The following is a 23,822-nucleotide window of genomic DNA, read 5'->3' on the forward strand; positions in this document are numbered from 1 at the left end:
GGGGGCCCCCCTCCCCGAGGGAGCGACGGAAGAAGAACGATTCATGAGAGCGACTCCACGATGGGACCGAGCGACAGCACGGGGACGAAGGTGAGCCCGACGACGACCAGGGCGACGGTCCCCAGGACGCCCACGAAGAGCGGCTGGTGCGTCGGGAGGGTGCCCGCGGTGGCGGGGACCGTCTTCTGGGAGGCGAAGCGTCCGGCGAGGGCCAGGACGAGGGCCATGGGGATGAAGCGGCCGGCGAGCATCGCGATGCCGAGGGCCGTGTTGTAGAAGGGCGTGCCGGAGGTGAGGCCGCCGAACGCCGAGCCGTTGTTGTTGGCCGCGGACGTGAACGCGTACAGGACCTCGGAGAGCCCGTGCGGGCCCGCCTCCTGGATGCCGGCCTGCCCGGCGGGCAGCGCGATCGCGAGGGCCGTGCCGACCAGCACGAGGAACGGGACGGTGAGGATGTAGAGCGCGACGAGCGTGATCTCCTGGCGGCCGATCTTCTTGCCCAGGTACTCGGGGGTGCGCCCGACCATGAGGCCCGACACGAAGACCGCGACGATCGCGAGCATGAGCATCCCGTACAGGCCGGAGCCCACGCCGCCCGGCGCGATCTCGCCGAGCATCATGGTGAACATCGTGACGCCGCCGCCCGGGGCGGTCAGGGAGTCGTGCATGGCGTTGACCGCACCGGTCGAGGTGCCCGTGGTGGACGCGGCGAACAGGGCGCTCGCGGCGAGGCCGAAGCGGGTCTCCTTGCCTTCCATGGCGCCGCCCGCGGCGAGCGGGGCGGCACCGGGGCCGGCCATCTCGGCCCAGGTGATGAGCGCGACCGCGACGAACCACAGCGCGCCCATGGCCCCGAGGATCGCCCAGCCCTGGCGCTTGTCGCCGACCATGAGGCCGAACGTGCGGGGCAGCGTGAAGGGGATGACGAGGATCAGGAAGATCTCGAACAGGTTGGAGAACGGGGTGGGGTTCTCGAGCGGGTGCGCCGAGTTGGCGTTGAAGAACCCGCCGCCGTTGGTGCCGAGCTCCTTGATGACCTCCTGCGAGGCGACGGGGCCGCCGAGCACGTGCTGCGTGCCGCCCGCGACCGTGTCGATCGCGGTGTGCGCGTCGAAGTTCTGGATGACGCCCGTGGCGAGCAGCACGAGCGCCCCGACGAACGCCATGGGCAGCAGGATGCGCACGCAGGTGCGGGTCAGGTCGGACCAGAAGTTGCCGACGCGCCCGTCGGTGCCCGAGCGCATGAAGCCGCGGATCAGGGCGACCGCGACCGAGATCCCGACGGCCGCGGACACGAAGTTCTGCACCGCGAGCCCGGCCATCTGGAGCAGGTGCCCCGCGGCGGCCTCGCCCGAGTACCACTGCCAGTTCGTGTTGGCCACGAACGAGACCGCGGTGTTCCATGCACCGGCAGGGTCGAACGCCGAGAACCCGAGGTTCATCGGCAGGTGCGCCTGGAGGCGCGCGAGCCCGTACAGGACCAGGAGCGAGGCCGTCGAGAAGCCGAGGAGCGAGAGCAGGTAGGTGCTCCACCTCTGCTCGGCGTCGGGGTCGACGCGCATGATCCGGTACCCGGCCCGTTCGACCCGCAGGTGCCGGGGCGAGGTGAAGACGCGCGCCATGTAGGCGCCGAGCGGGGCATGGACCGCGGCGAGCGCGAGGAGGAGCAGGGCGACCTGCCCGACGGCGATCCACACGCTGGGCGTCTGTGTCGCCGCCTGCGTCGCTGTCTGGGTCAGGACGGCGGTCTGGGCCAGCGCGGAGGTCTGGGTGAGCACGGTCGCGCTCACCGGACCTTGTCGCTGCGGAGCAGGGCGACGAACAGGTAGCCGAGGAGCACCACGACGGTGCCGAGCCCGACCCAGTCGAGGACCGTCATGACGCGGACCCCCCGGAGGAGCCGTGGCGGCGTGCCACGAGGCCGACGGCGGTGAAGAACACCACGGTCAGCAGGATGTAGGCCAGGTCGGCCATCTGAGCTCTGCCTTCGAACGTCGTGCGGCGGGCGGCTCCGTGGATCGCGAGCGGCTGCTCGTGGTCGGTGCGGGAGGCGCGGTGCCGGTGCGCAGCTCCTGCGCACACCTCAGGTCTACGGCGTGGGCGGGGCGTCACGGGTCGGCGTTGACGGGTTCTTGACGGGGCCCGGGCGCGTGTTGACGCAACCCTGACGGCGGGTGGTCGGCACCGCCCGTGCTCCTCGCGGGGGCCGGTACCGGGGTCGGCTCCGGCGCCCCCGGGCAAAGGGTCGCGGCGGGATCAGAGGGGCGGCGAGACGGGATCAGTCGGCGTCGAGGCGCTCGCGCAGCTCCTCGGCGAGGTGCAGGTCGTCGTCGAGCGCCGCGAGGGCGTCCGCGAGCAGGGGCAGCGACTCGGCGCCGGCGAGGAACCGGGCGGCCGCGACGTCGTCGTGCAGCTGGAGCGCGAGGTCCGCCCGCAGGACGAGGGCCCGGAAGCGCAGGCGTTCGGAGACGGTCCGGGTCCGCACGCCCTCGGCGTCGAAGGCCCGGTCGAGGACGCGGGCCGCCCCCGTGGGGTCGCCCGCTCCTCGCAGGATGCGTGCGTGCTCGACGGCACGGGCGATGTCGGCGGGCGCGTCGACGGTGCGCCGTGGGAGGCGGCCCAGCGGCACCTCACCGCGCTGCACCACGTGTGCCTCCTCGCACTCGTCGGGCCACGTGGGCTGCCGACGGGCTGTGTCCGATCTGTCCGTCCTCGTCCACCCTAGCCGCGAGGTATGGCCTGCGCGCGGGATGCCGCCCGGCGCGCCGCCAGGAGGCGCGGGCCCGGCGGAGGGCGGACGGCGGCGCGCCGCGAACCGTCCCGAGATGCGGCCAACGGGGGTCCGGAACGTTCCCGGACCCCCGTTGGCCGCACCTCGACGAGCGCCTCAGCGCTGGACGCGCGCGCTCCCGCCCGACGCGAGCTTGCGGACCTCGGCGAGCGACGCCGTCGACGTGTCGCCCGGCGTGGTCATCGCGAGGGCGCCGTGCGCGGCGCCGTACTCGACGGCCTCCTGGATCGAGCCGAGCTCCATGAGCCCGTACGCGAGGCCCGAGGCGAACGAGTCGCCGCCGCCCACGCGGTCGAGGATCTCGAGGTCGGCGCGGTGCGTGGCCTCGGCGAACCCCTGCACGCGCGACCATGCGATGGCGCCCCAGTCGTTGCGGGTCGCGGAGTGCACGGCGCGCAGCGTGGTGCCGATGACCTGGAAGTTCGGGTACGCGGCTGCAGCGGTCTCGATCATGGCGCGGAACGCCGCGGTGTCCAGGTCCGTGAGGTTCTCGTCGACGCCCTCGATCTCGAAGCCGAGGCTCGCGGTGAAGTCCTCCTCGTTGCCGATCATGACGTCGACGTACTGCGCGAGGTGGCGGTTGACCTCCTGCGCGCGCGCCGGGCCGCCGATGCCCTGCCAGAGCGACGGGCGGTAGTTGAGGTCGTAGGACACGATCGTGCCGTGCTTGCGTGCGGCCTTCATCGCGGCCTCGGCGACGTCCGCGGACGACGCGGAGAGCGCTGCGAAGATCCCGCCCGTGTGGAGCCAGCGCACGCCGCGTCCGAACAGCTCGTCCCAGTCGACGTCGTCCGGCTGCATCTGCGCGATCGCGGTGTTGCCGCGGTCGCTCACCCCGACCGCGCCGCGCACGCCGTAGCCGCGCTCGGTGAAGTTGAGGCCGTTGCGGACCGTGCGGCCGATCCCGTCGTACGGCGCCCACTGGACGTAGCTCGTGTCGAGCCCGCCCGTGAGCATGAGGTCCTCGACCAGGCGGCCGACCTCGTTGTCCGCGAGCGCCGTGACGATCGCGCCGCGCAGGCCGAAGCAGCGGCGCAGGCCGCGCGCGACGTTGTACTCGCCGCCGCCCTCCCAGGCGTCGAACGAGCGCGTGGTCTTGATGCGTCGCTCGCCCGGGTCGAGGCGGAGCATGACCTCACCGAGGGAGACGACGTCGTAGGTGCAGTCCGCGGCCGGGCGGAGGTTCAGGGGGGCGCCCACGGTACGGGTGCTGTCGGTCATGTCAGCTCACTTTCCTGCGGCAGCGGAGGCGGGCGCGGCTGCGGACGTCGGAGCCGCCGCGAGCGCGACGGCCTGCGCGGAGCGTCGCGTGATCTCGGCGAAGTCGCCCGCCTCGACGAGGGCCTTGTCGACCATCCACGAGCCACCCACCGCGAGGACCGAGGGCACCGCGAGGTACTCGGTCGCGTTGGTGGCGCTCACGCCGCCCGTGGGGACGAAGCGCAGCCCGGGGAACGGTGCGGACAGCGCCTTGATCGCGGGCACCCCTCCGTTGATGCCGGCGGGGAAGAACTTCACGACGTCGAGCCCCAGGGCGAGGGCGGCCATGATGTCCGACGGCGACGCGACCCCGGGGAAGATCGGCAGGCCGTGGTGCTGGGCGCGGCGCACGACGTCGGCGCTCAGGCCGGGCGAGACGACGAAGCGGGCGCCGGCGTCGACGGCCTGGTCGACCTGCTCGGCGTTGATCACGGTCCCGGCCCCGGTCACGAGCTCGGGGAGCTCGCGCGTCACGGCCGCGATCGCGGCGCGTGCCCCGGCGGTGCGGAAGGTGATCTCGGCGATGGGCAGGCCGCCGTCGAGGAGGGCGGCGCCGAGGGCGAGCGCCTGGGCCTCGTCCTCCACGACGACCACGGGGACGACCCGGACCCTGGCGAAGAGCTCGTGGAGGTCGGTCGGGGGCGCAGCGGGTGACATGAGGCCTCGCGTTTCGTTATAGTGAACGGATGTTCTGGAATGCGAAATCACTCTACGCGAACGGCCCCAGCCCGTGGTAGCCCGGCCGCCCGCCGACACGGACGCTCCCGAAGCCGACCCCGCACCGGCCACCAGCCCCCTCGGCTCGGTCGACAAGGCGCTGCTCGCGCTCGAGCACCTCGCGGCCGCAGGCCCGCACGGCACCCCGCTGGGCACCCTCGCGGCAGACCTCGGCCTGAACAAGACCTCGCTGCACCGCACGCTCGCCGCGCTGCGCTTCCGCGGCCACGCCGAGCAGGACCCCGCGACCGGGAGGTATCGCCTCGGCCCTGCGGCGACCGCGCTCGGGAACGTCTTCCTCGGGGAGGAGCACCTGCCCGCACTGCTGACGCCGGCGCTCACCGCGGTGTGCGAGGCGTCGGGCGAGCTCATCCACCTGGGCGTGCTGTCCGGGCCGGAGATCGTCTACCTCGACAAGGTCGAGCCCGCGCGCGCCGTCCGCGTGTGGTCCGCGATCGGCCGCCGCCGCCCGGCCGCCACCACCGCGCTCGGCCGCGCCCTGCTCGCGTTCCGCGCGACCGACCGTTCCGCGATGGGCTGGTACACCGCCGCGGCCGGCGACACCAGCCCCGTGACCGACGACGCGCTCTGGGAGACCCTGCGCACGACCAGGACCCGCGGGTACGCGACCGAGACCGAGGAGAACGAGCCCGGCATCAGCTGCCTCGCGGTCCCGCTCCTGCGCGCCGGGCAGGCCGTCGCGGCCCTGTCGGTGACCGCCCCGGCGGACCGCATGGACACCCGCCGGCACGTCGAGCTCGCCCGGATGATCGACACCGTCGCCCGGCCACTGCTCCCCCCGTCGCTGAGCCTGCCCGCCGACCTCGCTCCCTCGAGCAGCTGACCCGACCGCCGCCCCGGATGCCGGCCGGGAGCCCGGCCACCGACCGGGCCGAGCAAGGACGCCGACGGCGAGCGACGCCGTCGGGCAGGGAGCCCTCGACGCGCTCCGCCGTTCGCTGCGCGGCCCCCTGCGGTGTGAGAGAGTTCAGATCACACGCGATCTGCCCGTCGACCCGGGCACGACGAACGAGGAGCACCGCGGCGATGACCGTACTTGTGGCCTACAACGACTCGCCACAGGGTGAGGCGGCACTGCGAGCCGGAGCCGCCGAGGCGCTCCGTCGAGCCCTGCCCCTCGCCGTCTTCGTCCTCACCCCGCTCGAGGGTCCCCCGCAGGAGGACCCGCCGCTCCCGCCGGACCTCGCGCACCTGCTCGACGCCCTGCCTGAGGGCACACCGGTCGCGACCGTCACGTACCGCGAGGCACGCGTCGACCCGCCGGTCGCGATCCTCGACGAGGCCGAGCGCCTCGCAGCGAGCCTCGTCGTGATCGGCTCGCGCAAGCGCTCCCCCGTCGGCAAGTTCCTCCTCGGCAGCACCACCCAGCGCGTCCTGCTCGACGCCCATGCTCCCGTGCTCGTCATCAAGGCCAAGCACTAGCCCACATCACGCCAGGAGGTCCCCATGGACCCGGTCGTCGCTGGTCTCGTCATCGTCGCCGTCGGGTTGCTGCTGTGCTTCCTCGGCGTCGGCTCGGTCCACCTCGCGGTCATCGCGTCCGGGTTCGGTCTCGGCTGGATGCTGGGCGACCTGTTCGGCGCGAGCCAGTCGACCGCGCTGCTGGTCGGGGTCTTGGGCGCGCTCGTCGCGTGGATCACGGTCGCGTTCGTGTTCAAGCTCGCGTCGTTCTTCATCGGGATCGTGACCGGCGCGGTGATCGGCGCCAAGCTCTACGGCACGGTCTCGGGCGACTCGGGGAACTGGGTCCTCGCGGCGATCATCGTCATCGCGGTCGCGGCGGCCTGCGGATTCCTCGCGGACAGGTACCGGCGGCGGGCGCTGCTGTGGCTCACGACCATCGGTGGTGCGGGCCTCGTGCTCGGCGGCCTGGGCAGGGTGTCTCCGGACACGCTGGGCTTCCTGCGCGACCCGTCGCCGGGCTGGGAGCAGGTCGTGTCGTTCCTCGCGTGGGCCGCGCTGGCCCTCGCGGGGTGGCTCGTCCAGCGGCGGCTGTTCGCCAAGCGCCTGGGCATCGAGCGCGACGAGGAACCCTCGAAGCGCTGACCCGCGCGCGCCGGGACTCCCACGGAACGCCGAGTGCGGAGCAGATGCCGCCCCGACGGGCTCGGGACGGCGCGTGCTCCGCACTCAGCGGCCGAGGCCGGGCGGGCTAGCGCACCGCGACCTCGATGAGGTTCTTCCACGGGTCGTCGAACCGCAACGTCGCGCCGTCGTGGCGCATCTCGATCCCGCGCCGGGACAGCCGGTCGACGAGCGCCGTGACGTCGTCCTCGGAGGGCACGGAGATCGCGACCTGCCCCAGGCCCAGCGTCGAGGCGCGCGGCCCGGCCCCCTGGCTGTTCCACGTGTTCATGGCCATGTGGTGGTGGTACCCGCCCGCCGAGACGAACAGCGCGCTGGGCAGCGAGGCCGTGGCCTCGAAGCCCAGGGTGTCGACGTAGAACTCGCGGGCCGTGGGGATGTCGCCCACCTGGAGGTGCACGTGCCCCACCACGGTGTCGTCGGGGCCGACGACGTCGGTCGTCAGCGCCCGGTGGAGCGCCTCGTCCGTGAGGTGCTCCTGCATGAACGCGTGGGGGTCGATGTAGAGGGTGTCCATCGCGACCTGGCCGTCCTGCCAGCTCCAGGTCTCGCGCGGGCGGTCGTGGTAGAGCTCGACGCCGTTGCCCTCGGGGTCCGTGAAGTAGAACGCCTCGGACACCAGGTGGTCGCCGCTGCCGACGAACGTGCTGGGGGCCGTGCGCGCGACCGACGCGACGGCAGCGGCGAGCGCGGGGGCGTCGTCGAACAGCAGGGCCGTGTGGAACAGACCGGCCTCGCCACGGCGGGCACGGGGCAGGTCCTTGCCGCGGCGCAGGACGACGAGCGGCGTCGCGCCGCGCCCGAGGACCACCGTCTCGTCGCGCGAGCCGGTCCCGGCGCCGGGGACCGACGCGAGCAGGGCGTCCGACGGCGTCAGCACGGCCAGGGAGAGCGCGTCCCGGTAGTAGCGGGTCATCAGGTCGAGGTCGGCGACGTGCAGCGTCACGGCGTCCATCGAGGTGTCGGCCGAGAGCAGGTCCTTGGTCGCGAAGCCGGTGGCGTCGGAGCCGGGAACGCTCGTCGTGCGGTCAGTCATGGTGTCCTCCGTCCAGGGCCGGGTCCCGACCTCTGCTCACCAGAATAGTTGATGCTTCAACTAAAAGGAAGCCGGTGTTGTCCCACGCGCCGGGCGCCCGGCCGCCCGGCCAACGCAGAATCACGCACTCGGCGCCGCGCCACGCCTCACGCGGCCGACGCCACGCCCACCGCAGCCCGCAGCCCCTCGGCGAGCGGCGTCGTCGGGCGCCCGAGGAGGCGCGACAGCTCGCCCGACGTCGCGGCGAGCAGCCCGTCGCGCGTGTTGCCGTCGAGGGCGACCACGAAGCCCGCGGTCCCCTCGTCGAGGCCCGCGTCGAGCAGGATCTGCGCGTGCACCTCGGGGGTCACGTCCTGGTAGACGACCTCGCGGCCGACGATCTCGCCGACGGTCGCGGCGAGGTACGGGTGGTCCCACGCGACGTCGCCCGAGAGCTCGTGGACACCGCCCTCGAAGGCCGGGTCGGCCTCCGCCGCCGCGAGGACGACGGCCGCAGCCTCGGCGTAGTCCTTGCGGCTCGCCGAGGCGACGAGGCCCTCGCCGACGCTGCCGAGCACCACTCCGGTCTCGCGCGCCTGCTCGACCGCGCCGAGGTAGTTCTCGGTGTACCAGCCGTTGCGCAGGATCGTGGCGGGCAGGCCCGAGGCCGCGACGAGCTCCTCGGTGGCCTTGTGCTCGGGGGCGAGGACCAGCGCGGACGTCGTGGCCTGCGGTGCGCTCGTGTAGACGAGGTGGCGGACACCTGCGGCCCTCGCGGCCTCGACCACGTTCGCGTGCTGCTGGACGCGCTGCCCGACCTCGGAACCCGAGACGAGGAGCAGCACGTCGACGCCCGCGAGCGCCGTCGCCAAGGTCTCGGGACGTGAGTAGTCGGCCTCGCGGACGACGACGCCGCGCTCGGCGAGGTCGGCGGCCTTGGCCGGTGTGCGGACGGCGGCGACGATCCGCTCGGGGGCGACGCCGCGCTCGACGAGCGAGTCGACGACGAGGTGTCCGAGGTGTCCGGTGGCGGCGGTGACGGCGATCATGGGGTCCTCCTGAGGGGGTGGTGGGTACCGCGACAGCCTGGCACTAACTTTTCGTAAGTGCAATCCATTCAGCAGTGCGTTCTACGTCACAGTGCTCACGATCGGCTTGCGCGCTAGGCTGGCCCCGTGACCGACCTCCACCCCGCCCTCGACGCCACGGGACCGTCCGACGAGATGCTCGCCGACGTGTTCCAGCGCGGCTGCACGTCCCGCCACGCGCTCGAGGCCGTGACGGGCCGGTGGGGAGTCCTGACCGTCGCGGGCCTGCGCGACGGCGCGGTCCGCTTCAACGCGTTGCGCCGACGCATCGACGGCGTGAGCGAGAAGATGCTCGCCCAGACGCTCCAGGGGCTCGAGCGTGACGGACTGGTCGTGCGCGAGGTCCGCGCGACCATCCCCCCGCACGTCGAGTACTCGCTCACCGAGCTCGGGCAGGTCGTCGCCGACAGGCTCGTCGACCTCATCGACGTCCTGGAGGGCGCGGTGCCGCAGGTCGTCGCAGCCCAGGAGGCGTACGACGCCCGGGCCGCGCGCTGACCGTCGCCACGCGTCCGTCGCGGCTGGGCAGCCTCCGCCTCGGCACCCGCCGCTGCGTAGACTCGCGAGCATGACCGCCGTCGCCCTCGGGCTCCCGCGCGTGCGCCCGACCGGGGCGCCGAGCACCCCGGGACGCCCGGACACCGAGGCGCTCGTCGACCGCTACGGGCGCGTCGCCCACGACCTGCGGGTGTCCGTCACGGAGAAGTGCTCGCTGCGCTGCACCTACTGCATGCCCGCCGAAGGACTCCCCGCGATCCCCCGCGACGACCTGCTGACGCCGGGCGAGATCGGACGGCTCGTCGGGATCGGCTACCGCCTCGGGATCCGCGACGTGCGGTTCACGGGCGGCGAGCCGCTCATGCGCCCCGACCTCGCCGAGATCGTCCGGCGCACGCGCGCGGCGGCCCCCGGCGTCCGGATCTCGATGACGACCAACGCGATCGGCCTCGACAAGCGCGTCGGCGAGCTCGTGGACGCCGGGCTCGACCGCGTCAACGTCTCGCTCGACACGGTCGACCGCACGCACTTCGCCGAGCTCACGCGCCGCGACCGCCTTCCTCAGGTGCTCGCGGGCATCCGGGCCGCTCTCGACGCAGGACTGTCCCCCGTCAAGCTCAACGCGGTCCTCATGCCCGAGACCCTCGCTGGCGCGACCGACCTGCTCGCGTGGGCCGTCGAGCACGGGTGCCGGCTGCGCTTCATCGAGCAGATGCCCCTGGACGCCGACCAGAACTGGGCCCGTGACCAGCTCGTCTCGGCCGAGCGGCTGCTCGACGTCCTGGGCGAGCGCTTCGCGCTGACCCCGGTGGGTCGCGAGGACCCCTCGGCCCCGGCCGAGGAGTGGGCGGTCGACGGCGGCCCCGCGACCGTCGGGATCATCGCGTCGGTCACGCGCTCGTTCTGCGGCGACTGCGACCGCACGCGCCTGACCGCCGAGGGGACCGTCCGCTCGTGCCTGTTCGGGAACGAGGAGGTGGACCTGCGCTCGCTCCTGCGAACCGGTCGGGCCGCCGGCTCGCCCGGGGAGGCGCGCGGCGAAGGGCCCGACGACGCAGCCACCGACGCCGCGATCGTCACCGCCTGGCAGGGCGCCATGTGGGCCAAGCCGTTCGCGCACGGCCTCGACCGCGGCGCCCCCGACACCGGTGCGGTCGGCGGTCCGGCCGACGACCCCGAGGCCTTCGCGCGCACCGAGCGCAGCATGGGCGCGATCGGGGGCTGACCGGCCCGGCGGCCAGACCGGCCGACGTGTCCAAGATCATCCTCCGCGGCGGCGCGAGAGCCGCAGGATCCCGCGCCTGGACGCGCCCCGCGACCTACCATGGAGGCGTGGCCCTCCTCGACCTTCCTCGCGACAGCCGTACCCCCGACGAGCCCGCTCCACGAGCCGACTCCCTCCCCGTCCACCGGCCCGGTCCGAGCCGCCTCACAGCGGGGCCGAGCACCGTCCTCGGCACCCTGATCGGCGTCACGGCAGGCACGTTCCTGCTGGCGGGCCCCGGCCTCATCCTGGGGGCGCTCGTCGGCATCGGGTTCGGTCTCCTCAAGGACAACCCGCGCGACTGACCGGGCCGCACGTCAGCCGCTACAGCCCGACCCACTCCGAGTCGCCGTCGGTGAAGTGCTGGCGCTTCCAGATCGGCACCTCGGCCTTGATGCGCTCGACGAGGAGCGAGCAGGCCGCGAACGCCTCGGCACGGTGACCCGAGGCGACGCTCGCGACGAGCGCCACGTCCCCGATCGTCAGCACCCCGTAGCGGTGCACGGCTGCGACGCGCAGCCCCGTCTCGGCGGACACCGTCGCGCAGCAGCGCCGGAGCACCTCGGTCGCGTCGGGGTGCGCCTCATAGTCGAGGCCCGTGACGTCGCGCCCGCCGTCGACGTCGCGCACGACCCCCCGGAAGGTCACGACGGCGCCGCACTCGCGCGAGGACACCGCACCTTCCACGGACCGCACCACGGCGTCGTCGAGCACGTCGCTCGTCACGCGGGACACGTCGCCCGGTGCGGGCGCACGGTGCGGGTCGTCAGCCGTCATCTTCCCGTCCTCTGCTCCCGGAGCGCCGCTCACAGCCGTACCACCCGCACGCTCTCGCCCTCCTCGACCCTTGCCACGCCCTCGGGCACCTCGATCAGCACGTCGGCCGCCGCCATGGTCGCCACGAGGTGCGACCCCGCGCCACCGACGACCTCGACCGCGCCACCGGGCACCGTCCGCCCGCGCAGCATCTGCCGCTTGGCGGGCGGGGAGTCGATCGCCGCGGTCACGGTGCGCGTCTCGTCATCCCGGTCCGGGAGGCCCGCCGCGCGTTCGAGGAGGGGGCGTGCGAAGACCGCGAACGAGACCTGGGCGCTCACGGGGTTGCCGGGGAAGGTGAGGATCGGGGTCCCGTGGTGGGTCCCCAACCCCTGTGGGCCGCCGGGCTGCATCGCGACCGACCGGAACGTCACGCCGTCCCCGAGGGTGTCCTTGACGACCTCGTAGGCGCCCTGGCTCACACCGCCCGACGTGAGGACCAGGTCGGCCGCCTCGGCGGCCCGTGCCAGGAGTGCGGCCAGCTCGCCCGGGTCGTCGCCCGTGCGCCCGGTGAGCACGACCTCGGCCCCCGCGCGCCGGGCAGCGGCCGCGAGCCCGGGCAGGTTCGCGTCGTACACCTGCCCGGTCGCGGCGGGCTCGCCGGGCCCGACGACCTCGGTGCCGGTCGAGACGACCGCGACGCGCACCCGTGCCCGGACCTCGAGCGAGGGCACTCCGCACGACGCCGCGGCGGCCAGGTGCTGCGGTCCCAGCCTCGTCCCCGCGGCCAGCACCAGGTCGCCACCACGCACGTCCGTCCCGACGTCGCGCACGAACTCGCCCCCACCGCGCGGCGCCAGCACCCCGACGTCCGTCCCGACGGACCCGCGCGGAGCCCCGGTCGCGTGCGCACCGAACCGCACGGCGTCGGTGTCCTCCACGGGCACGACGGCGTCGCTCCCCTCCGGCACGACGGCACCGGTCATGATCCGGGCCACCGTCCCCGGGGCGAGGACCGCCGGGCTGCCGGGCCCCGCGGGGACCTCGGCCACGACCGGCAGCACGACGGGCGACCCGTCCGAGGCCCCGGCGACGTCCGCGGACCGCACCGCGTAGCCGTCCATCTGCGAGCTGCGGAACGCGGGCAGGTCGACGGGTGCGAGCAGGTCTCTCGCGAGCACCCGGTCGAGCGCGTCGACCAGTGCCACACGCTCGACGCGCCGGTCCGCGAGCGCCGGCCCGAGCAGCGCCTCGACCTCGCGACGGTGCTGCTCGACGCTCACGCGACCAGCGCCTGCGGCCTGCTGGTGCTCCGTCCCGGGTCCGCTCGGCGCGGTGGCGGGCGTCGTCGTCGGGCCGCTTCTCGCCTCGTCGCTCGGCGCTGCCTGCTCTGCCGTCACTTCTGCTCCTCACGCCGCCCGGACGGGCCGCCCGCCCGGCGGCCACGGGACCCAGCCTGTCACGATCCGCGGGCCACGAGCGTGCCCGTCCGACGGTTGCGCCGCGCGCCGCGCGCTGCGACCTTGGAGCGGTGACGTCCACTCCCCCGGTCCCGCCGGCGCAGCCCGGCGGGCGGCCGCTCCTCCCGACGCTCGACCAGCGGCCGGGGCCCCCGCTGCGCTTCCCCGTGCGACCGGTCGCACCCGCGGTCCGGCAGTTCCTCGCGACCGAGGCGGGCGGCGCGGTGCTGCTGCTCGCGGCGACCGTGGTCGCCCTCGTGTGGGCGAACTCGCCGTGGTCCGCGGCGTACGACGACCTGTGGGCCACGACGGCCGGTATCCACCTGGGCGGCTGGTCGCTCGACATGGACCTGCACCACTGGGTCAACGACGCCGCGATGGCGGTCTTCTTCCTCGTGATCGGCCTCGAGATCAACCGCGAGGTCACGAGCGGTGAGCTGCGCAACCGGCGGACGGTCGCGGTCCCGGCGCTCGGCGCGCTGGGCGGGCTGCTCGTCCCCGCGCTCGTCTACCTGGCGTTCAACGCGGGCACCGACGCGCAGCACGGCTGGGGCGTGGTCATGTCGACCGACACGGCGTTCCTCGTGGGGGTCCTCGCGCTGTTCGGCCCGCGCTGCCCCGACCGGCTCCGGCTGTTCCTGCTGACCCTCGCGGTCGTCGACGACATCGGCGCCATCACGGTCATGGCCGTCTTCTACAACGACGGCGTGTGGCTGCCCGGCCTCGCGATCGCGGGAGTCCTGGTCGCGGGCATGCTCGTGATGCGCTGGCTCGGCGTCTGGCGCCTCGCGCCGTACGTGGGCACAGGCGTCGCGCTGTGGCTCGCGGTCTATGCCTCGGGCGTCCACGCGACGCTCGCGGGTGTCCTGGTCGGGCTGCTCGTCCCCTCCCGCCGGGCCCGCCCGGACCAGGTCGACGACGTCCCGGGGTACGCCCAGCGCCTGCGCGAGGAGACGACGGCGGAACGCGAGCACCTGACCGAGCTCGCCGCACGCGCGGCCGTGCCCGCGAGCGACCGGCTCCAGCGCGTCCTGCACCCGTGGAGCGCCTACGTCGTCGTGCCCGTCTTCGGCCTGGCGAACGCGGGCGTGCAGCTCGACGCCGAGTCGCTGTCGGCCGCGATGACGTCGCGGCTGACGATCGGGGTCGCGGTCGCGCTCGTGGTGGGCAACGCCGTCGGGATCTTCGGCGCCTCGGCCCTGGCCCTGCGGCTGAACCTGGGCGACCTGCCCGGCCGGGTGCGCTACTCGCACCTGCTGGGCGGCGCGATGCTCGCGGGGATCGGGTTCACCATCTCGTTGTTCATCGCCGAGCTCGCGTTCGACGACGAGGCGCTCATCGAGCAGGCCAAGATCGGGATCCTCGCGGGGTCGCTGATCGCGGCCGTCGCCGGGTCCGTGACGCTGCGCATCCTGGGCGAACGCCTGCCCCTGTGCTCGCCCGAGTCCACCGGACCGCCGCCCGGGCTGCCCCCACGGCCGTGGCGCGCGCCCGAGGCGGTCGAGGACGTCGAGGCCTAGGCCCCTCCCGCGCAGGCCTTGGGGCGGTGGCCACTCGTGCGGTGGCCCGTCGGCCCCTCGGGCGACACACTGAGACTCACGGCGGGACGACCCGTTGCCGCGACGCAGACGACCGGGGGCGACCATGGGCTCGTGCAGCACCGGAGCAGACCGTGGCTCGAACCGCTGAGCGCGCCACGGGCGTCGTCCTGCTGACGCTCGCCTCGGGCCAGTTCGTCATGACGCTCGACAGCTCGGTCATGAACGTGTCGATCGCCCAGGTCGCGCAGGACGTCGGCACCACGGTCACCGGCATCCAGACCGCGATCACGCTCTACACGCTCGTCATGGCCACGCTCATGATCCCGGGCGGGAAGGTCGGCGGGCTGATCGGGCGCCGCCGGGCGTTCGTGCTCGGGTGCATCATCTACGCGTGCGGGTCCTTCACGACCGCCCTCGCGCCGAACCTCGGCGTGCTGATCCTCGGCTGGTCGGTGCTCGAGGGGGTCGGGGCGGCGCTCATCATGCCCGCGATCGTCGCGCTCGTCGCCTCCAACTTCGCGGCCCCCGACCGGCCGCGCGCCTACGGGCTGGTCGCGTCCGCGGGGGCCATCGCGGTGGCCGCCGGGCCGCTCGTGGGCGGGTTCGTCACGACGTACTGGACGTGGCGCTACGTGTTCGTCGGCGAGGTCGTGATCGTCGCCGTGATCCTGCTGCTCACGCGCCGGATCGCCGACGCCCCGCTCGGTCCGCGGTTCCGGCTCGACCTGGTCGGTGCGGTGCTGTCCGCGGTCGGGCTCGGCATCGCGGTGTTCGGCGTGCTGCGCTCGGGAGAGTGGGGCTGGGTCCAGACGCGACCCGGTGGACCGTCGTGGCTCGGCCTGTCCCCGACCATCTGGCTGATCCTGGCCGGGATGCTGGTCGTCCGCCTCTTCTTCGCGTGGGAGCACCGCGTCGTCGCGGCGGGCAAGGAACCGCTCGTGCGGCCCGACATGCTGCGCAACGCCCAGCTCAACGGCGGCCTGACCATGTTCTTCTTCCAGTTCATGCTCCAGGCAGGCCTGTTCTTCACGGTCCCCCTGTACCTGTCGGTCGCCCTCGGGCTCTCCGCGCTCGACACCGGCATCCGACTCCTGCCGCTGTCCGTGACGCTCCTGCTCGCGGCCGTCGGGATCCCGCGCTTCTTCCCACGCGCCTCGCCCCGCACGGTCGTGCGCTGGGGCGTGGCCGCGCTGCTCGCCGGAATCGTGAGCCTGCTCGCCGGGCTCGAGGTCGGTGCCGGGCCCGAGGTCGTCACGGTCCCGCTCGCCCTCGCGGGGCTCGGCGTCGGGGCGCTCGCCTCGCAGCTCGGGGCCGTGACCGTCTCGGCCGTGCCCGACGAGCAGAGCGGCGACGTCGGCGGCCTGCAGAACACCCTGACCAACCTGGGCGCGTCGCTCGGGACGGCGCTCGCGGGCTCGGTCCTCATCGCGGGCCTCACGGCGACCTTCCTCACCGGGGTCGCGAACAACCCTGCGGTGCGCGCCGAGATCGCCGCGACGGCCCAGGTCGAGCTCGCGGGCGGCGTCCCCTTCATCTCCGACGCGCAGGTCGAGGAGGCGCTCACGAGCGCCGGGCTGCCGCCCGACGAGGTCGCCGCCCTGACCGAGGAGAACGAGGCCGCACGCATCACGGGCCTGCGGGCGAGCCTCGCGGTGCTCGCCCTGGTGGCCCTGACGGCGCTGTTCTTCGCACGACTGGTCCCGACCGCGCCCGTGGGCGGTCCGGCGGCGCCGCGGAAGGACTCGAACGCCCCCTCGGCTCAGGCGCCCTGACCTGGTGCCGGGCCCGTCGCCCGTCCCGCGTCCGCGAGCGCGGCGGCGACCGCCGCCCGGACGCCGTCCTCGGTCACCCGGCCCCGATACCGCACGCCCTCGACGTAGAGCGTGGGCGTGCCCCGCACACCGAGCGCCGTCCCGGCCAGGTAGTCGCGCTCGACGGCGTCACCGTGCTGCTGCGCGGCGTCACCGACGACGCTCGCACCGTCCAGACCCAGCTTCTGCGCCCAGTGCGCGAGCCCGACGTCGTCGAGCCGATCCTGGTGCGCGAACAGGAGGTCGTGCATCTCCCAGAACCTGCCCTGCGCCCCGGCGGCCTCGGCCGCGAGCGCCGCCGTGAGCGCATAGGGGTGGACCTCGAACAGCGGGAAGTGGCGGAAGACGAGCCGGACCTGACCGTCCGACTCCTCGACGACCGTCCGCAGGACGGGGGCCGCGTCGTGGCAGTAGGGGCACTCGAAGTCGCCGAACTCGACGATCGTCACGGGCGCGTCGGGAGCGCCGAAGACGTGGGCGTTCGCTGGTACGAGGTCGGCGGGCGAGGTCATGTCCCCCAGCATCACACCGGGTCCTCGTCGACGCGCGTCACGTGCCCGGGCGTCCGTCCGCTCCGGAGCCAGTCGAGGAGTCCGTCGAGGGCCGACGCCTCGCCGCGCGCCGTCACGAGCACGGTCCCGTCGGGGAGGTTCTGCGCGTCGCACGCCAGCCCGAGCGCGGCGCCCTGGCGGGTCGTCGCCCACCGGAAGCCGACGCCCTGCACCTGCCCGTGCACGACCACGCGGACCGCAGCCTCCCCTCGGCCGTGGTGCGGCCGGCCGTCGTGCGACCGGTCGTCGTCCGCCATACCCACGCCTACTGCCACACGCCGAGGATCGCGCCCATGACCGCGAGCTCGACCACGTCGTGCAGCCCGTCGATCAGGGTCAGTCGCGTGGGCAGGTGCGCGAACCCGTTGTGGATCACGTGGGCCCCTGCGCGGAACACCAGGCCGACCACCGCGCCGAACAGCAGTCCTTCCCACAGCCCGTCGACCCCGGTCGCGAGGATCAGCGCCCCCAGGAGGATCGCCGTGAGGAGCGAGGCGACGCCCGTGGCGGCGAAGCGCGGCCCGGCGCCCTCACTGCTGTTCATCTCCTCCTCGGTCAGCCCGACGAGGCTCGCCCACTGCCGCCCCAGCGCACCGGTCGAGTAGAACAGGAGACCGACGACGAACGTCGAGAGGGTGGCCACGAGCACGGCCCACCAGTTGAGGTCTCCGATCGTGTCCAGCCATGCCATGTCTCGCTCCTTCCGCGCGGCGCCGGAGAGGCGTGCGGCCCGACGACGCAGCGCGCCACCGGTTTCAGGCTAACCGCCGGGGCGCCCGCCGCGCCGGGCGGAACGTCGACGCTCAGGTCAGGACGAGCCGTCGGGGGACGTCGGTGAGGGTCGGCACGGCCTCGACCGCGAGGTCACCACCGGCGGCCTCCTTCCACCACGCGATGTTGCGCGCGTGCCTGGCGTAGTCGGACGCGGGGTCGGCGCTCAGCGCGAGCGCGAGGTCGGACAGCAGGACGTCGTCGACGTAGCCGTCCTCGAGCGGCACCCCGGCGAGCAGGCGCCGCGTCCCCTTGAACCGAGGCCTGCGCTTCCACCGCTTGGCGGTGTTGAGCACGCGGTACAGCGCCCGGGGCGTGAACCGCCCGACCAGCTCCGGCTCGTCGCCGAGCTGGGCGAGCACCCGGTCCGGGTAGAACGTCAGCCCGCACGTCGCGGCCTCCCCCATCATCCACAGCAGGGCCACGTCGGACAGCCCCGACGAGTCGTTGCCCCCGCCGACGTCGGAGTGGGCGCCGGGGAACCAGACCTGCTTGACGCCTCCCGGCCGGTCGTCGTCGGTCGGGACGTCCCACAGGCACGGCTCGAACGTGAGCCGGCGCTCGTCGATCGCGAGGGCCTGGCGCGCGCACTGGACGGCGCTCGAGAGGCGCACGTCGTGGAAGCGGCTCCTGCGACGGGTGATGCCCGGGACGCCGAGGGCCCCCACGGTGTCGAACACCCCGAGAAAGGTGATGGGCACCTGCGGGTAGCAGTACCTCTCGCGGAACGCCGAGACGCGAGCGCGGCGACCCGGTGAGTGGTCGCGGTAGAGGGCCTCGGCCTCGGCCAGCAGGTTGCCGGCGCCGCGGTCGGCGAGCGCGTCCGCCGTGAGCAGGCCGACGCTCGCGATCATCCCCGCCACGCTGCGCGCGGTGTACGCACCACGGCTGAACCCGAAGACGTACACCTCGTCGTCGGGCTCGTAGTTGAGCGCAAGGTCCCGGTAGCCCGCGACGACGTTGCGGCTGAGCCCGTACCCGAACGCCCCGCCCAGCAGGGCGTCGACCCGGTAGCCGCGGGCGCCGACGCCCTCGACCGAGAACACCATCTGCTGGACCCCGTCGGGCCCGATGCCCGTGTGGACAGACCGGGCGATCTTCTCGATGTTCGACACGCTCGCACGGACCGGCGAGTTCCACGTGCCGTCGCAGCAGAGCACCAGGCGCTTCATGGCTCCTCCTCGAACCCTCCCGTCGCCGTCGGCGGGCCTACCTGGAGGGCGCCCCGCGCGCCGCCGGGTGATGCAGCGCCGCGCTCCGCCGACCAGGCCCGCCGGCCCCGCCGGCCGCAGCCCGCGGGCTCAGTGGTGCACGTGCGCGGGTACCCCCGTCGCCCCCTCGATCTCCGACTCCGCGATGCCGAGCAGCCGGTCCGCGAGCGCGCGCAGCGCGCGAGCCGCCGCGACGTGGTCGCCGATCGCCTCGATCTCCGTGTCGCCGGGGTCCTTGCGAGCCCTGCCCACGGCGTGGAGCTCGGACGGGACGTCACCGACCAGGATGGCCTCCGCCGTCGTCCGCCCCTCGCTCTCGACGAGGCTCACCTGGACGTGCCAGGACTTCGCGTGCACCGGGACGGCCACCTCGTGCGCCTCGGCGCCCTCGACGGGAGCGCGGACCATGGTGTCGGGCCCCGGGTAGACGAGCGTCCGTTCGCCCGTGTCGGCCCACTCGACCAGGTAGGGCGGCGAGCCGTCCTCGTGCTGGACCTCGACGACCATGCCGTCGCGGACCGCGCCGCCGACGACCCCCGAGGCCCGGATGATCCTGTCTCCGACCGCTGCCAACATGTCGCGCCTCCCCGCTGAGGAACCTGCTTCCATGATGCGCGCCGGGCGGCCCGCGCGGAAGGGCGGTGTCCCCGCGGCCCGGTCAGCGCAGCCGGCGCAGGAACTCCCGGGTCCGCTCGCGCTGCGGGTCGCCGAGGACCTGCTCGGGCGTGCCGCGCTCGTGCACGCGGCCCTGGTGCAGGAAGCAGACCTCGTCGGCGACCTCGCGAGCGAAGCCCATCTCGTGGGTCGCGACGAGCATGGTCACGCCCTCGGCCCGCAGGTCCGCGAGCAGGTCCAGGACCTCGCCCACGAGCTCGGGGTCGAGCGCCGAGGTGACCTCGTCGAGGAGCAGCAGCTCGGGCGAGGACACGAGCGCCCGCGCGATCGCGGCACGCTGCTGCTCGCCGCCGCTGAGCTGGTCGGGGTAGGCCGTCATACGGTGCGCGAGACCGACGCGGCGCAGCATGGCCTCGGCCACCGCCTCCGCCTCGGCACGGCCGCGCTTGTGCACGAGGCGCGGGGCGAGGGTCACGTTGTCGATGACCTTCATGTGGGGGAACAGGTTGTACGACTGGAAGACCAGGCCCATGCGCGCCCGGACGGCGTTCGCGTCGAGGCGCGGGTCGGCGACGTCCTGCCCGTCGAGCAGGATCTCGCCGTCGTCGATCTCCTCCAGAAGGTTCACGACGCGCAGCAGCGTCGACTTGCCCGACCCGGACGCCCCGACGAGCACGACGCATCGGTGCTCGTCGACGTCGAGGTCGATCCCGTCGAGCACGAGGCGCTCGCCGTACGTCTTGCGGATCCCCCGCAGGGACAGCAGGTGGCTCATCGGATCGCCCCCGCCCCGCTCACGGTCGCGAGCGACCCGCGCCACCCCTGACGGGCCGAGTACACGTCGACGACGCGCGTGAGCGGGATCGAGACGAGCAGGAACAGGACGCCCGCCACCACGTAGGGCGTGAAGTTGTAGCTGCCGGACGCCGCGATCTGCGCGGCCCGGATCGCGTCCACGGCGCCCAGGATCGAGATGAGCCCCGAGTCCTTCTGGAGCGAGACAAGGTTGCTCGCGAGCGGCGCGGTCACGTGCCGCACGGCCTGCGGCAGCACGACCTTGCGCGTCGTCTGCGCGCGGGTCAGCCCGAGCGAGCGCGCGGCCGAGACCTGCGAGGGGTGCACCGACTCGATCCCGGCCCGGAACACCTCGGCGAGGTACGCGGTGTACGTGAGGATGATCGCGAGCGCGCCGAGGAACTCCCCTGACGTCGGGAGCCACTCGAGCCGCAGCGCCGGCAGGCCGAACCCGACCAGCAGCAGCACGAGCAGCAGCGGAACCCCGCGGAACACGTCGACGTACGCGACCGCGAACGCGCGCAGCGGGAACAGCGCCGGGACGCGGCTCGTGCGGATCACGGCGAGCGTCATCCCGAGCACCATCCCGACGACCGACGCCACGACCCACACCCGCAGGTTGAGCCACAGCCCCTCGGCGATCGCGGGCAGCGAGTCCCACGCGCTGGCCGGGGAGAAGAACGCGTCGCGCGTGCGCTCCCACCCGGGGGCCGTGGTCACCACGACGTACAGGACCGCGACCACGACCACGGTCGAGAGCGTGGACACCCACGCTGCCCGACGGCGCCGCGCACGCCGGTAGGAGTCCCTCGCCACCGCGAGCGGGGACGGGGTCCAGGCTGCGGTCCCGGGGTGAGCGCCGCCGTCGGGCCTGCTGTCCTCGGGCGGTGCGACGCCCGACGCGCCCCCGCTCACCTCAGCCCAGCTCGGGGATGTCGTCCGACTTGAGCCACGTGGTGCGCAGCTCGGCGAGCGTGCCGTCCTCCTCGAGCGAGTCGACCGCGGCCGAGACGCAGTCGGTGAGCACCGAGCCCAGGTCAAGGACCAGGCCGTACTGCTCGACCGTGCCCTGGTCCGGCAGGGTGCCGATGACCACGGAGTCGGGGAAGTACTCGGTCGAGGCCGCGACGCCCTGGTCGACGTCCATGACCATGACGTCGATCGTGCCCGACTGCAGGGCCGTCATGCCGTCGCCCGCACCGTTGAACGGGACGATGTTCGCGTCGTCGCCGAACGCGGCCTTCGCGAGCGTGAGGCTCGTCTGGGCGGCCGTGACGCCGATGCGCAGGTCCTTGAGCTCGTCGAGCGTGGTGGCCCCCGCGTACGGGCCGGCCTCCTGCACGATCACGCCCTGGCGGGTCGTGAGGTAGGGGCTCGAGAAGTCGACGGCCTTGCGACGCTCGTCCGAGATGGACGTCTGCCACGCGGCGAAGTCGAACTCCTTGATGCTGGGGCTGACGATCTGCTCGAACGTCACGAGCTCCCACTCGACGTCGTCCGCTGAGTAGCCGAGCCGGTCGGCGACCTCGTAGACGAGCGCGGACTCGAAGCCCTCGCCGCTGTCGTGCTCGCCGATGTACCAGGGCGAGTACGCCTCGCCCGCGGCGACCGTGAGCTTGCCGTCGGTGTGGGTGGGCAGGGCGCCCGGCACGCACGCGGGCGTCGAGCCGGCCGAGCCGGCGTCGTTCGAGGAGTCGTCGGCGGAGCAGCCCGCGAGGAGCAGGGCGGTCGAGACGGCTGCGACGGGCAGCACGGCGTTCAGGCGGCGCATGAGGACCTTCCGGGGTCAGGAGGGTGACGAGGCGGCTCCGGACGGCCGCGGGTGACGCGTGCTGCCGGGACTCGCCGGAGGTCGACTCTACGCCGGTCCCATGCGGTGAGACATGGGCGGGACGCACGGTGAGACGGTGGGTCGCGTCACACCGTCGCACCGTCGCTCCTTCCCTCCGTCGCTCAGTCCTCGGGGAGGTGGAGGGCGTCGAGGCGCCCCTCGGTGTCGAGCGACTCGAGGATCGAGCGCGCGATCTGGTCGAGCTGGTCGACCTGCTCCGGGGTGAGGCGGTCGATGATGTGCTCGCGGACCGTCCCGACGTGGCCGGGTGCCGTCGCGACGACCTTGTCCCAGCCTGCGCCGGTCAGGACCGCGAGCGTGGCCCGACGGTCCTCGGGGCAGGGCGAGCGCTCGACGTAGCCGCGGCCCTCGAGGCGCTTCACGACGTGCGAGAGGCGGGGCAGGGTCGCGTTGGTCTTGAGCGCCAGGTCCGTCATGCGCAGCGTGTGGTCCGGCGCCTCGGAGAGCATCGCGAGCACGAGGTACTCGAAGTGGGTGAGCTGCGCGTCGCGCTGGAGCTGGGCGTCGAGCACACCGGGGAGGAGCTCGGAGACGGCCTGGAGGCGCATCCAGGTCCGCAGCTCGCGGGGGGAGAGCCATCGCACGTCGTCGGTCATGGGACCAGTCTACCGGCAATGGTTGACACGACAACTAAGCGGGTCTACGTTAGTTGTATCAACAACCAATCACGTCGGTGCGGCACCGGCGTCGCAGCCCCGGAGGACTTCATGACCAGCATCACGATCATCGGCGCAGGGAACATCGCAGCAGGCGTGGCGCGCATCGGCCTCGACGCCGGCGCACAGGTCCAGGTCCTGGCGCGCGACGCCGAGAAGGCCGCCGCACTCGGCTCCGGCGCATCGTTCACGTCGGGCGTCGTCGGCGACGAGATCACGGGCGAGCTCGTGGTCCTCGCGCTCCCCTACCCCGCCGTGCCGGAGGTCCTCGCGCAGTACGCCGGCCGGCTCGACGGCAAGGTCCTCGTCGACCCGACCAACCCCGTCGACTTCGCGACGTTCGACTCTCTCGTCGTCCCGGCCGACTCCTCGGCCGCCGCCCAGATCGCCGCGCTCGCCCCGACCGCCACGGTCGTCAAGGCGTTCAACACGAACTTCGCCTCGACCCTCGCGAGCGGCAAGGTCGCCGACCAGTCGACCACCGTGCTCGTCGCAGGCGACGACAACGACGCCAAGGCCACGCTCGTCGACCTCGTCCGCGCGGGCGGCCTCAAGGGCATCGACGCCGGGTCGCTCAAGCGCGCCCGCGAGCTCGAGGCCCTCGGCTTCGTCCAGATGACGCTCGCAGGCTCCGGCGCGACCCAGTGGACGACCGGCTTCACACTCGCCGACTGACGCGGTGTCCTGGGCGCGACCCGGGAATGACGAAGGCCCGGTCCAGCATGTCTGCTGGACCGGGCCTTCCTTTTGTAGCGGGGGCAGGATTTGAACCTGCGACCTCTGGGTTATGAGCCCAGCGAGCTACCGAGCTGCTCCACCCCGCGTCGGTGAACACCACTCTACGCGACCTTTCGCCCCTGCCGTGACCAGGGCGCCTGTCGGGCACGTCACACGCGGGCGGCACGTGGGTCCGGCACTCCTCCCCGATGGCATCCCGGGAATGACGAAGGCCCGGTCCAGCATGTCTGCTGAACCGGGCCTTCCATGTGTAGCGGGGGCAGGATTTGAACCTGCGACCTCTGGGTTATGAGCCCAGCGAGCTACCGAGCTGCTCCACCCCGCGT

27 protein-coding genes and 2 tRNA genes are annotated in these 23,822 nt (G+C 73.5%); 9 read left to right on the plus strand and 20 right to left on the minus strand.

Features of this window, described 5'->3' with window-relative positions; all coding sequences use genetic code 11:
- Positions 1 to 41 precede the first annotated feature (41 nt).
- From kdpA to eda, 5 genes are all read right to left on the minus strand, one after another.
- On the minus strand, positions 42 to 1,697 hold the full coding sequence (gene kdpA / locus H9652_RS17140; RefSeq protein WP_191797697.1) for a potassium-transporting ATPase subunit KdpA: 1,656 nt from the start codon (positions 1,695 to 1,697) through the stop codon (positions 42 to 44).
- 89 nt (positions 1,698 to 1,786) lie between these two features.
- Positions 1,787 to 1,879 carry a potassium-transporting ATPase subunit F gene (locus H9652_RS17145; RefSeq protein WP_129429396.1) on the minus strand — a complete coding sequence of 31 codons (93 nt, stop codon included), beginning with the start codon at positions 1,877 to 1,879 and terminating at the stop codon, positions 1,787 to 1,789.
- A gap of 399 nt (positions 1,880 to 2,278) precedes the next feature.
- Positions 2,279 to 2,647 (minus strand): hypothetical protein, encoded by a 369-nt coding sequence (locus H9652_RS17150; RefSeq protein ID WP_138825193.1) that lies wholly within the window; start codon positions 2,645 to 2,647, stop codon positions 2,279 to 2,281.
- A gap of 240 nt (positions 2,648 to 2,887) precedes the next feature.
- On the minus strand, positions 2,888 to 4,012 hold the full coding sequence (locus tag H9652_RS17155; RefSeq protein ID WP_191797653.1) for a sugar kinase: 1,125 nt from the start codon (positions 4,010 to 4,012) through the stop codon (positions 2,888 to 2,890).
- A 6-nt stretch (positions 4,013 to 4,018) separates the two neighbouring features.
- Entirely contained in the window at positions 4,019 to 4,708 is a 690-nt protein-coding gene (eda, locus tag H9652_RS17160) for a bifunctional 4-hydroxy-2-oxoglutarate aldolase/2-dehydro-3-deoxy-phosphogluconate aldolase (protein ID WP_191797655.1), read from the minus strand.
- Between the two features lie 73 nt (positions 4,709 to 4,781).
- Here eda and H9652_RS17165 point away from each other — a divergent pair, with 73 nt between their 5' ends.
- The 3 genes from H9652_RS17165 (at position 4,782) to H9652_RS17175 (ending at position 6,835) form a co-directional block, all read left to right on the plus strand.
- A complete protein-coding gene (locus H9652_RS17165; RefSeq protein ID WP_191797657.1) occupies positions 4,782 to 5,612 on the plus strand; it encodes an IclR family transcriptional regulator in 831 nt (276 codons plus the stop codon).
- Between the two features lie 203 nt (positions 5,613 to 5,815).
- Positions 5,816 to 6,211, plus strand: coding sequence for a universal stress protein (locus H9652_RS17170; RefSeq protein WP_138825201.1), 396 nt, complete (start codon positions 5,816 to 5,818; stop codon positions 6,209 to 6,211).
- Between the two features lie 24 nt (positions 6,212 to 6,235).
- Complete coding sequence (locus tag H9652_RS17175) at positions 6,236 to 6,835, plus strand: DUF4203 domain-containing protein (RefSeq protein ID WP_191797659.1); 600 nt, start codon at positions 6,236 to 6,238, stop codon at positions 6,833 to 6,835.
- Between the two features lie 106 nt (positions 6,836 to 6,941).
- Here the strand turns inward: H9652_RS17175 and H9652_RS17180 are convergent, their stop codons facing one another.
- Together H9652_RS17180 and H9652_RS17185 are read right to left on the minus strand one after the other, a co-directional pair.
- Positions 6,942 to 7,910 carry a VOC family protein gene (locus H9652_RS17180; RefSeq protein ID WP_191797661.1) on the minus strand — a complete coding sequence of 323 codons (969 nt, stop codon included), beginning with the start codon at positions 7,908 to 7,910 and terminating at the stop codon, positions 6,942 to 6,944.
- 146 nt (positions 7,911 to 8,056) lie between these two features.
- Complete coding sequence (locus H9652_RS17185; protein WP_191797663.1) at positions 8,057 to 8,938, minus strand: SDR family oxidoreductase; 882 nt, start codon at positions 8,936 to 8,938, stop codon at positions 8,057 to 8,059.
- Positions 8,939 to 9,064: 126 nt separating this feature from the next.
- Here H9652_RS17185 and H9652_RS17190 point away from each other — a divergent pair, with 126 nt between their 5' ends.
- The 3 genes from H9652_RS17190 to H9652_RS17200 all read left to right on the plus strand — a co-directional run bounded on the left by H9652_RS17190 (position 9,065) and on the right by H9652_RS17200 (position 11,044).
- Positions 9,065 to 9,475 carry a winged helix-turn-helix transcriptional regulator gene (locus H9652_RS17190; protein WP_318244240.1) on the plus strand — a complete coding sequence of 137 codons (411 nt, stop codon included), beginning with the start codon at positions 9,065 to 9,067 and terminating at the stop codon, positions 9,473 to 9,475.
- 70 nt (positions 9,476 to 9,545) lie between these two features.
- The gene (gene moaA, locus H9652_RS17195; protein WP_191797665.1) at positions 9,546 to 10,700 is read left to right on the plus strand and encodes a GTP 3',8-cyclase MoaA; all 1,155 of its coding nucleotides are present in this window, start codon (positions 9,546 to 9,548) and stop codon (positions 10,698 to 10,700) included.
- A gap of 107 nt (positions 10,701 to 10,807) precedes the next feature.
- Complete coding sequence (locus tag H9652_RS17200; RefSeq protein ID WP_138825210.1) at positions 10,808 to 11,044, plus strand: hypothetical protein; 237 nt, start codon at positions 10,808 to 10,810, stop codon at positions 11,042 to 11,044.
- Positions 11,045 to 11,063: 19 nt separating this feature from the next.
- Here the strand turns inward: H9652_RS17200 and H9652_RS17205 are convergent, their stop codons facing one another.
- The gene (locus H9652_RS17205; protein ID WP_191797667.1) at positions 11,064 to 11,516 is read right to left on the minus strand and encodes a molybdenum cofactor biosynthesis protein MoaE; all 453 of its coding nucleotides are present in this window, start codon (positions 11,514 to 11,516) and stop codon (positions 11,064 to 11,066) included.
- 29 nt (positions 11,517 to 11,545) lie between these two features.
- On the minus strand, positions 11,546 to 12,895 hold the full coding sequence (locus tag H9652_RS20385; protein ID WP_318244241.1) for a molybdopterin molybdotransferase MoeA: 1,350 nt from the start codon (positions 12,893 to 12,895) through the stop codon (positions 11,546 to 11,548).
- 131 nt (positions 12,896 to 13,026) lie between these two features.
- On the opposite strand from H9652_RS20385, the gene nhaA reads away from it, so the two are divergent.
- Together nhaA and H9652_RS17220 are read left to right on the plus strand one after the other, a co-directional pair.
- On the plus strand, positions 13,027 to 14,475 hold the full coding sequence (gene nhaA / locus H9652_RS17215) for a Na+/H+ antiporter NhaA (protein WP_191797669.1): 1,449 nt from the start codon (positions 13,027 to 13,029) through the stop codon (positions 14,473 to 14,475).
- Positions 14,476 to 14,627: 152 nt separating this feature from the next.
- On the plus strand, positions 14,628 to 16,268 hold the full coding sequence (locus H9652_RS17220) for an MFS transporter (protein ID WP_318244242.1): 1,641 nt from the start codon (positions 14,628 to 14,630) through the stop codon (positions 16,266 to 16,268).
- On the opposite strand, the gene H9652_RS17225 is transcribed toward H9652_RS17220, so the two are convergent.
- The 9 genes from H9652_RS17225 to H9652_RS17265 form a co-directional block, all read right to left on the minus strand.
- Positions 16,256 to 16,819, minus strand: a complete 564-nt coding sequence (locus H9652_RS17225) for a DsbA family protein (protein WP_191797673.1) — start codon at positions 16,817 to 16,819, stop codon at positions 16,256 to 16,258. The genes H9652_RS17220 and H9652_RS17225 overlap by 13 nt on opposite strands.
- 11 nt (positions 16,820 to 16,830) lie before the next feature.
- On the minus strand, positions 16,831 to 17,115 hold the full coding sequence (locus H9652_RS17230) for an acylphosphatase (protein WP_191797675.1): 285 nt from the start codon (positions 17,113 to 17,115) through the stop codon (positions 16,831 to 16,833).
- Positions 17,116 to 17,123: 8 nt separating this feature from the next.
- On the minus strand, positions 17,124 to 17,549 hold the full coding sequence (locus H9652_RS17235; RefSeq protein ID WP_191797677.1) for a DUF1761 domain-containing protein: 426 nt from the start codon (positions 17,547 to 17,549) through the stop codon (positions 17,124 to 17,126).
- A gap of 112 nt (positions 17,550 to 17,661) precedes the next feature.
- Complete coding sequence (locus tag H9652_RS17240; RefSeq protein ID WP_191797679.1) at positions 17,662 to 18,801, minus strand: DUF2235 domain-containing protein; 1,140 nt, start codon at positions 18,799 to 18,801, stop codon at positions 17,662 to 17,664.
- Positions 18,802 to 18,930: 129 nt separating this feature from the next.
- The gene (locus H9652_RS17245; RefSeq protein WP_191797681.1) at positions 18,931 to 19,416 is read right to left on the minus strand and encodes a dsRBD fold-containing protein; all 486 of its coding nucleotides are present in this window, start codon (positions 19,414 to 19,416) and stop codon (positions 18,931 to 18,933) included.
- A gap of 82 nt (positions 19,417 to 19,498) precedes the next feature.
- Positions 19,499 to 20,230, minus strand: a complete 732-nt coding sequence (locus H9652_RS17250; RefSeq protein WP_191797683.1) for an amino acid ABC transporter ATP-binding protein — start codon at positions 20,228 to 20,230, stop codon at positions 19,499 to 19,501.
- Positions 20,227 to 21,165 (minus strand): amino acid ABC transporter permease, encoded by a 939-nt coding sequence (locus H9652_RS17255; protein WP_191797685.1) that lies wholly within the window; start codon positions 21,163 to 21,165, stop codon positions 20,227 to 20,229. Before H9652_RS17255 ends, H9652_RS17250 begins: the two co-directional genes overlap by 4 nt.
- Position 21,166: 1 nt before the next feature.
- Complete coding sequence (locus H9652_RS17260; protein ID WP_191797687.1) at positions 21,167 to 22,021, minus strand: ABC transporter substrate-binding protein; 855 nt, start codon at positions 22,019 to 22,021, stop codon at positions 21,167 to 21,169.
- A gap of 182 nt (positions 22,022 to 22,203) precedes the next feature.
- Entirely contained in the window at positions 22,204 to 22,698 is a 495-nt protein-coding gene (locus tag H9652_RS17265; RefSeq protein ID WP_191797689.1) for a MarR family winged helix-turn-helix transcriptional regulator, read from the minus strand.
- A gap of 18 nt (positions 22,699 to 22,716) precedes the next feature.
- Here H9652_RS17265 and H9652_RS17270 point away from each other — a divergent pair, with 18 nt between their 5' ends.
- Positions 22,717 to 23,433, plus strand: coding sequence for an NADPH-dependent F420 reductase (locus H9652_RS17270; protein ID WP_318244243.1), 717 nt, complete (start codon positions 22,717 to 22,719; stop codon positions 23,431 to 23,433).
- Between the two features lie 75 nt (positions 23,434 to 23,508).
- Here the strand turns inward: H9652_RS17270 and H9652_RS17275 are convergent.
- Both H9652_RS17275 and H9652_RS17280 read right to left on the minus strand, forming a co-directional pair.
- Positions 23,509 to 23,582: transfer RNA gene (locus H9652_RS17275), tRNA-Met, on the minus strand.
- 165 nt (positions 23,583 to 23,747) lie between these two features.
- Positions 23,748 to 23,821, minus strand: a tRNA-Met gene (locus H9652_RS17280).
- Position 23,822 lies beyond the last annotated feature (1 nt).

The sequence above is a fragment of the Oerskovia rustica genome (assembly GCF_014836555.1).
Taxonomy (GTDB): domain Bacteria; phylum Actinomycetota; class Actinomycetes; order Actinomycetales; family Cellulomonadaceae; genus Oerskovia; species Oerskovia rustica.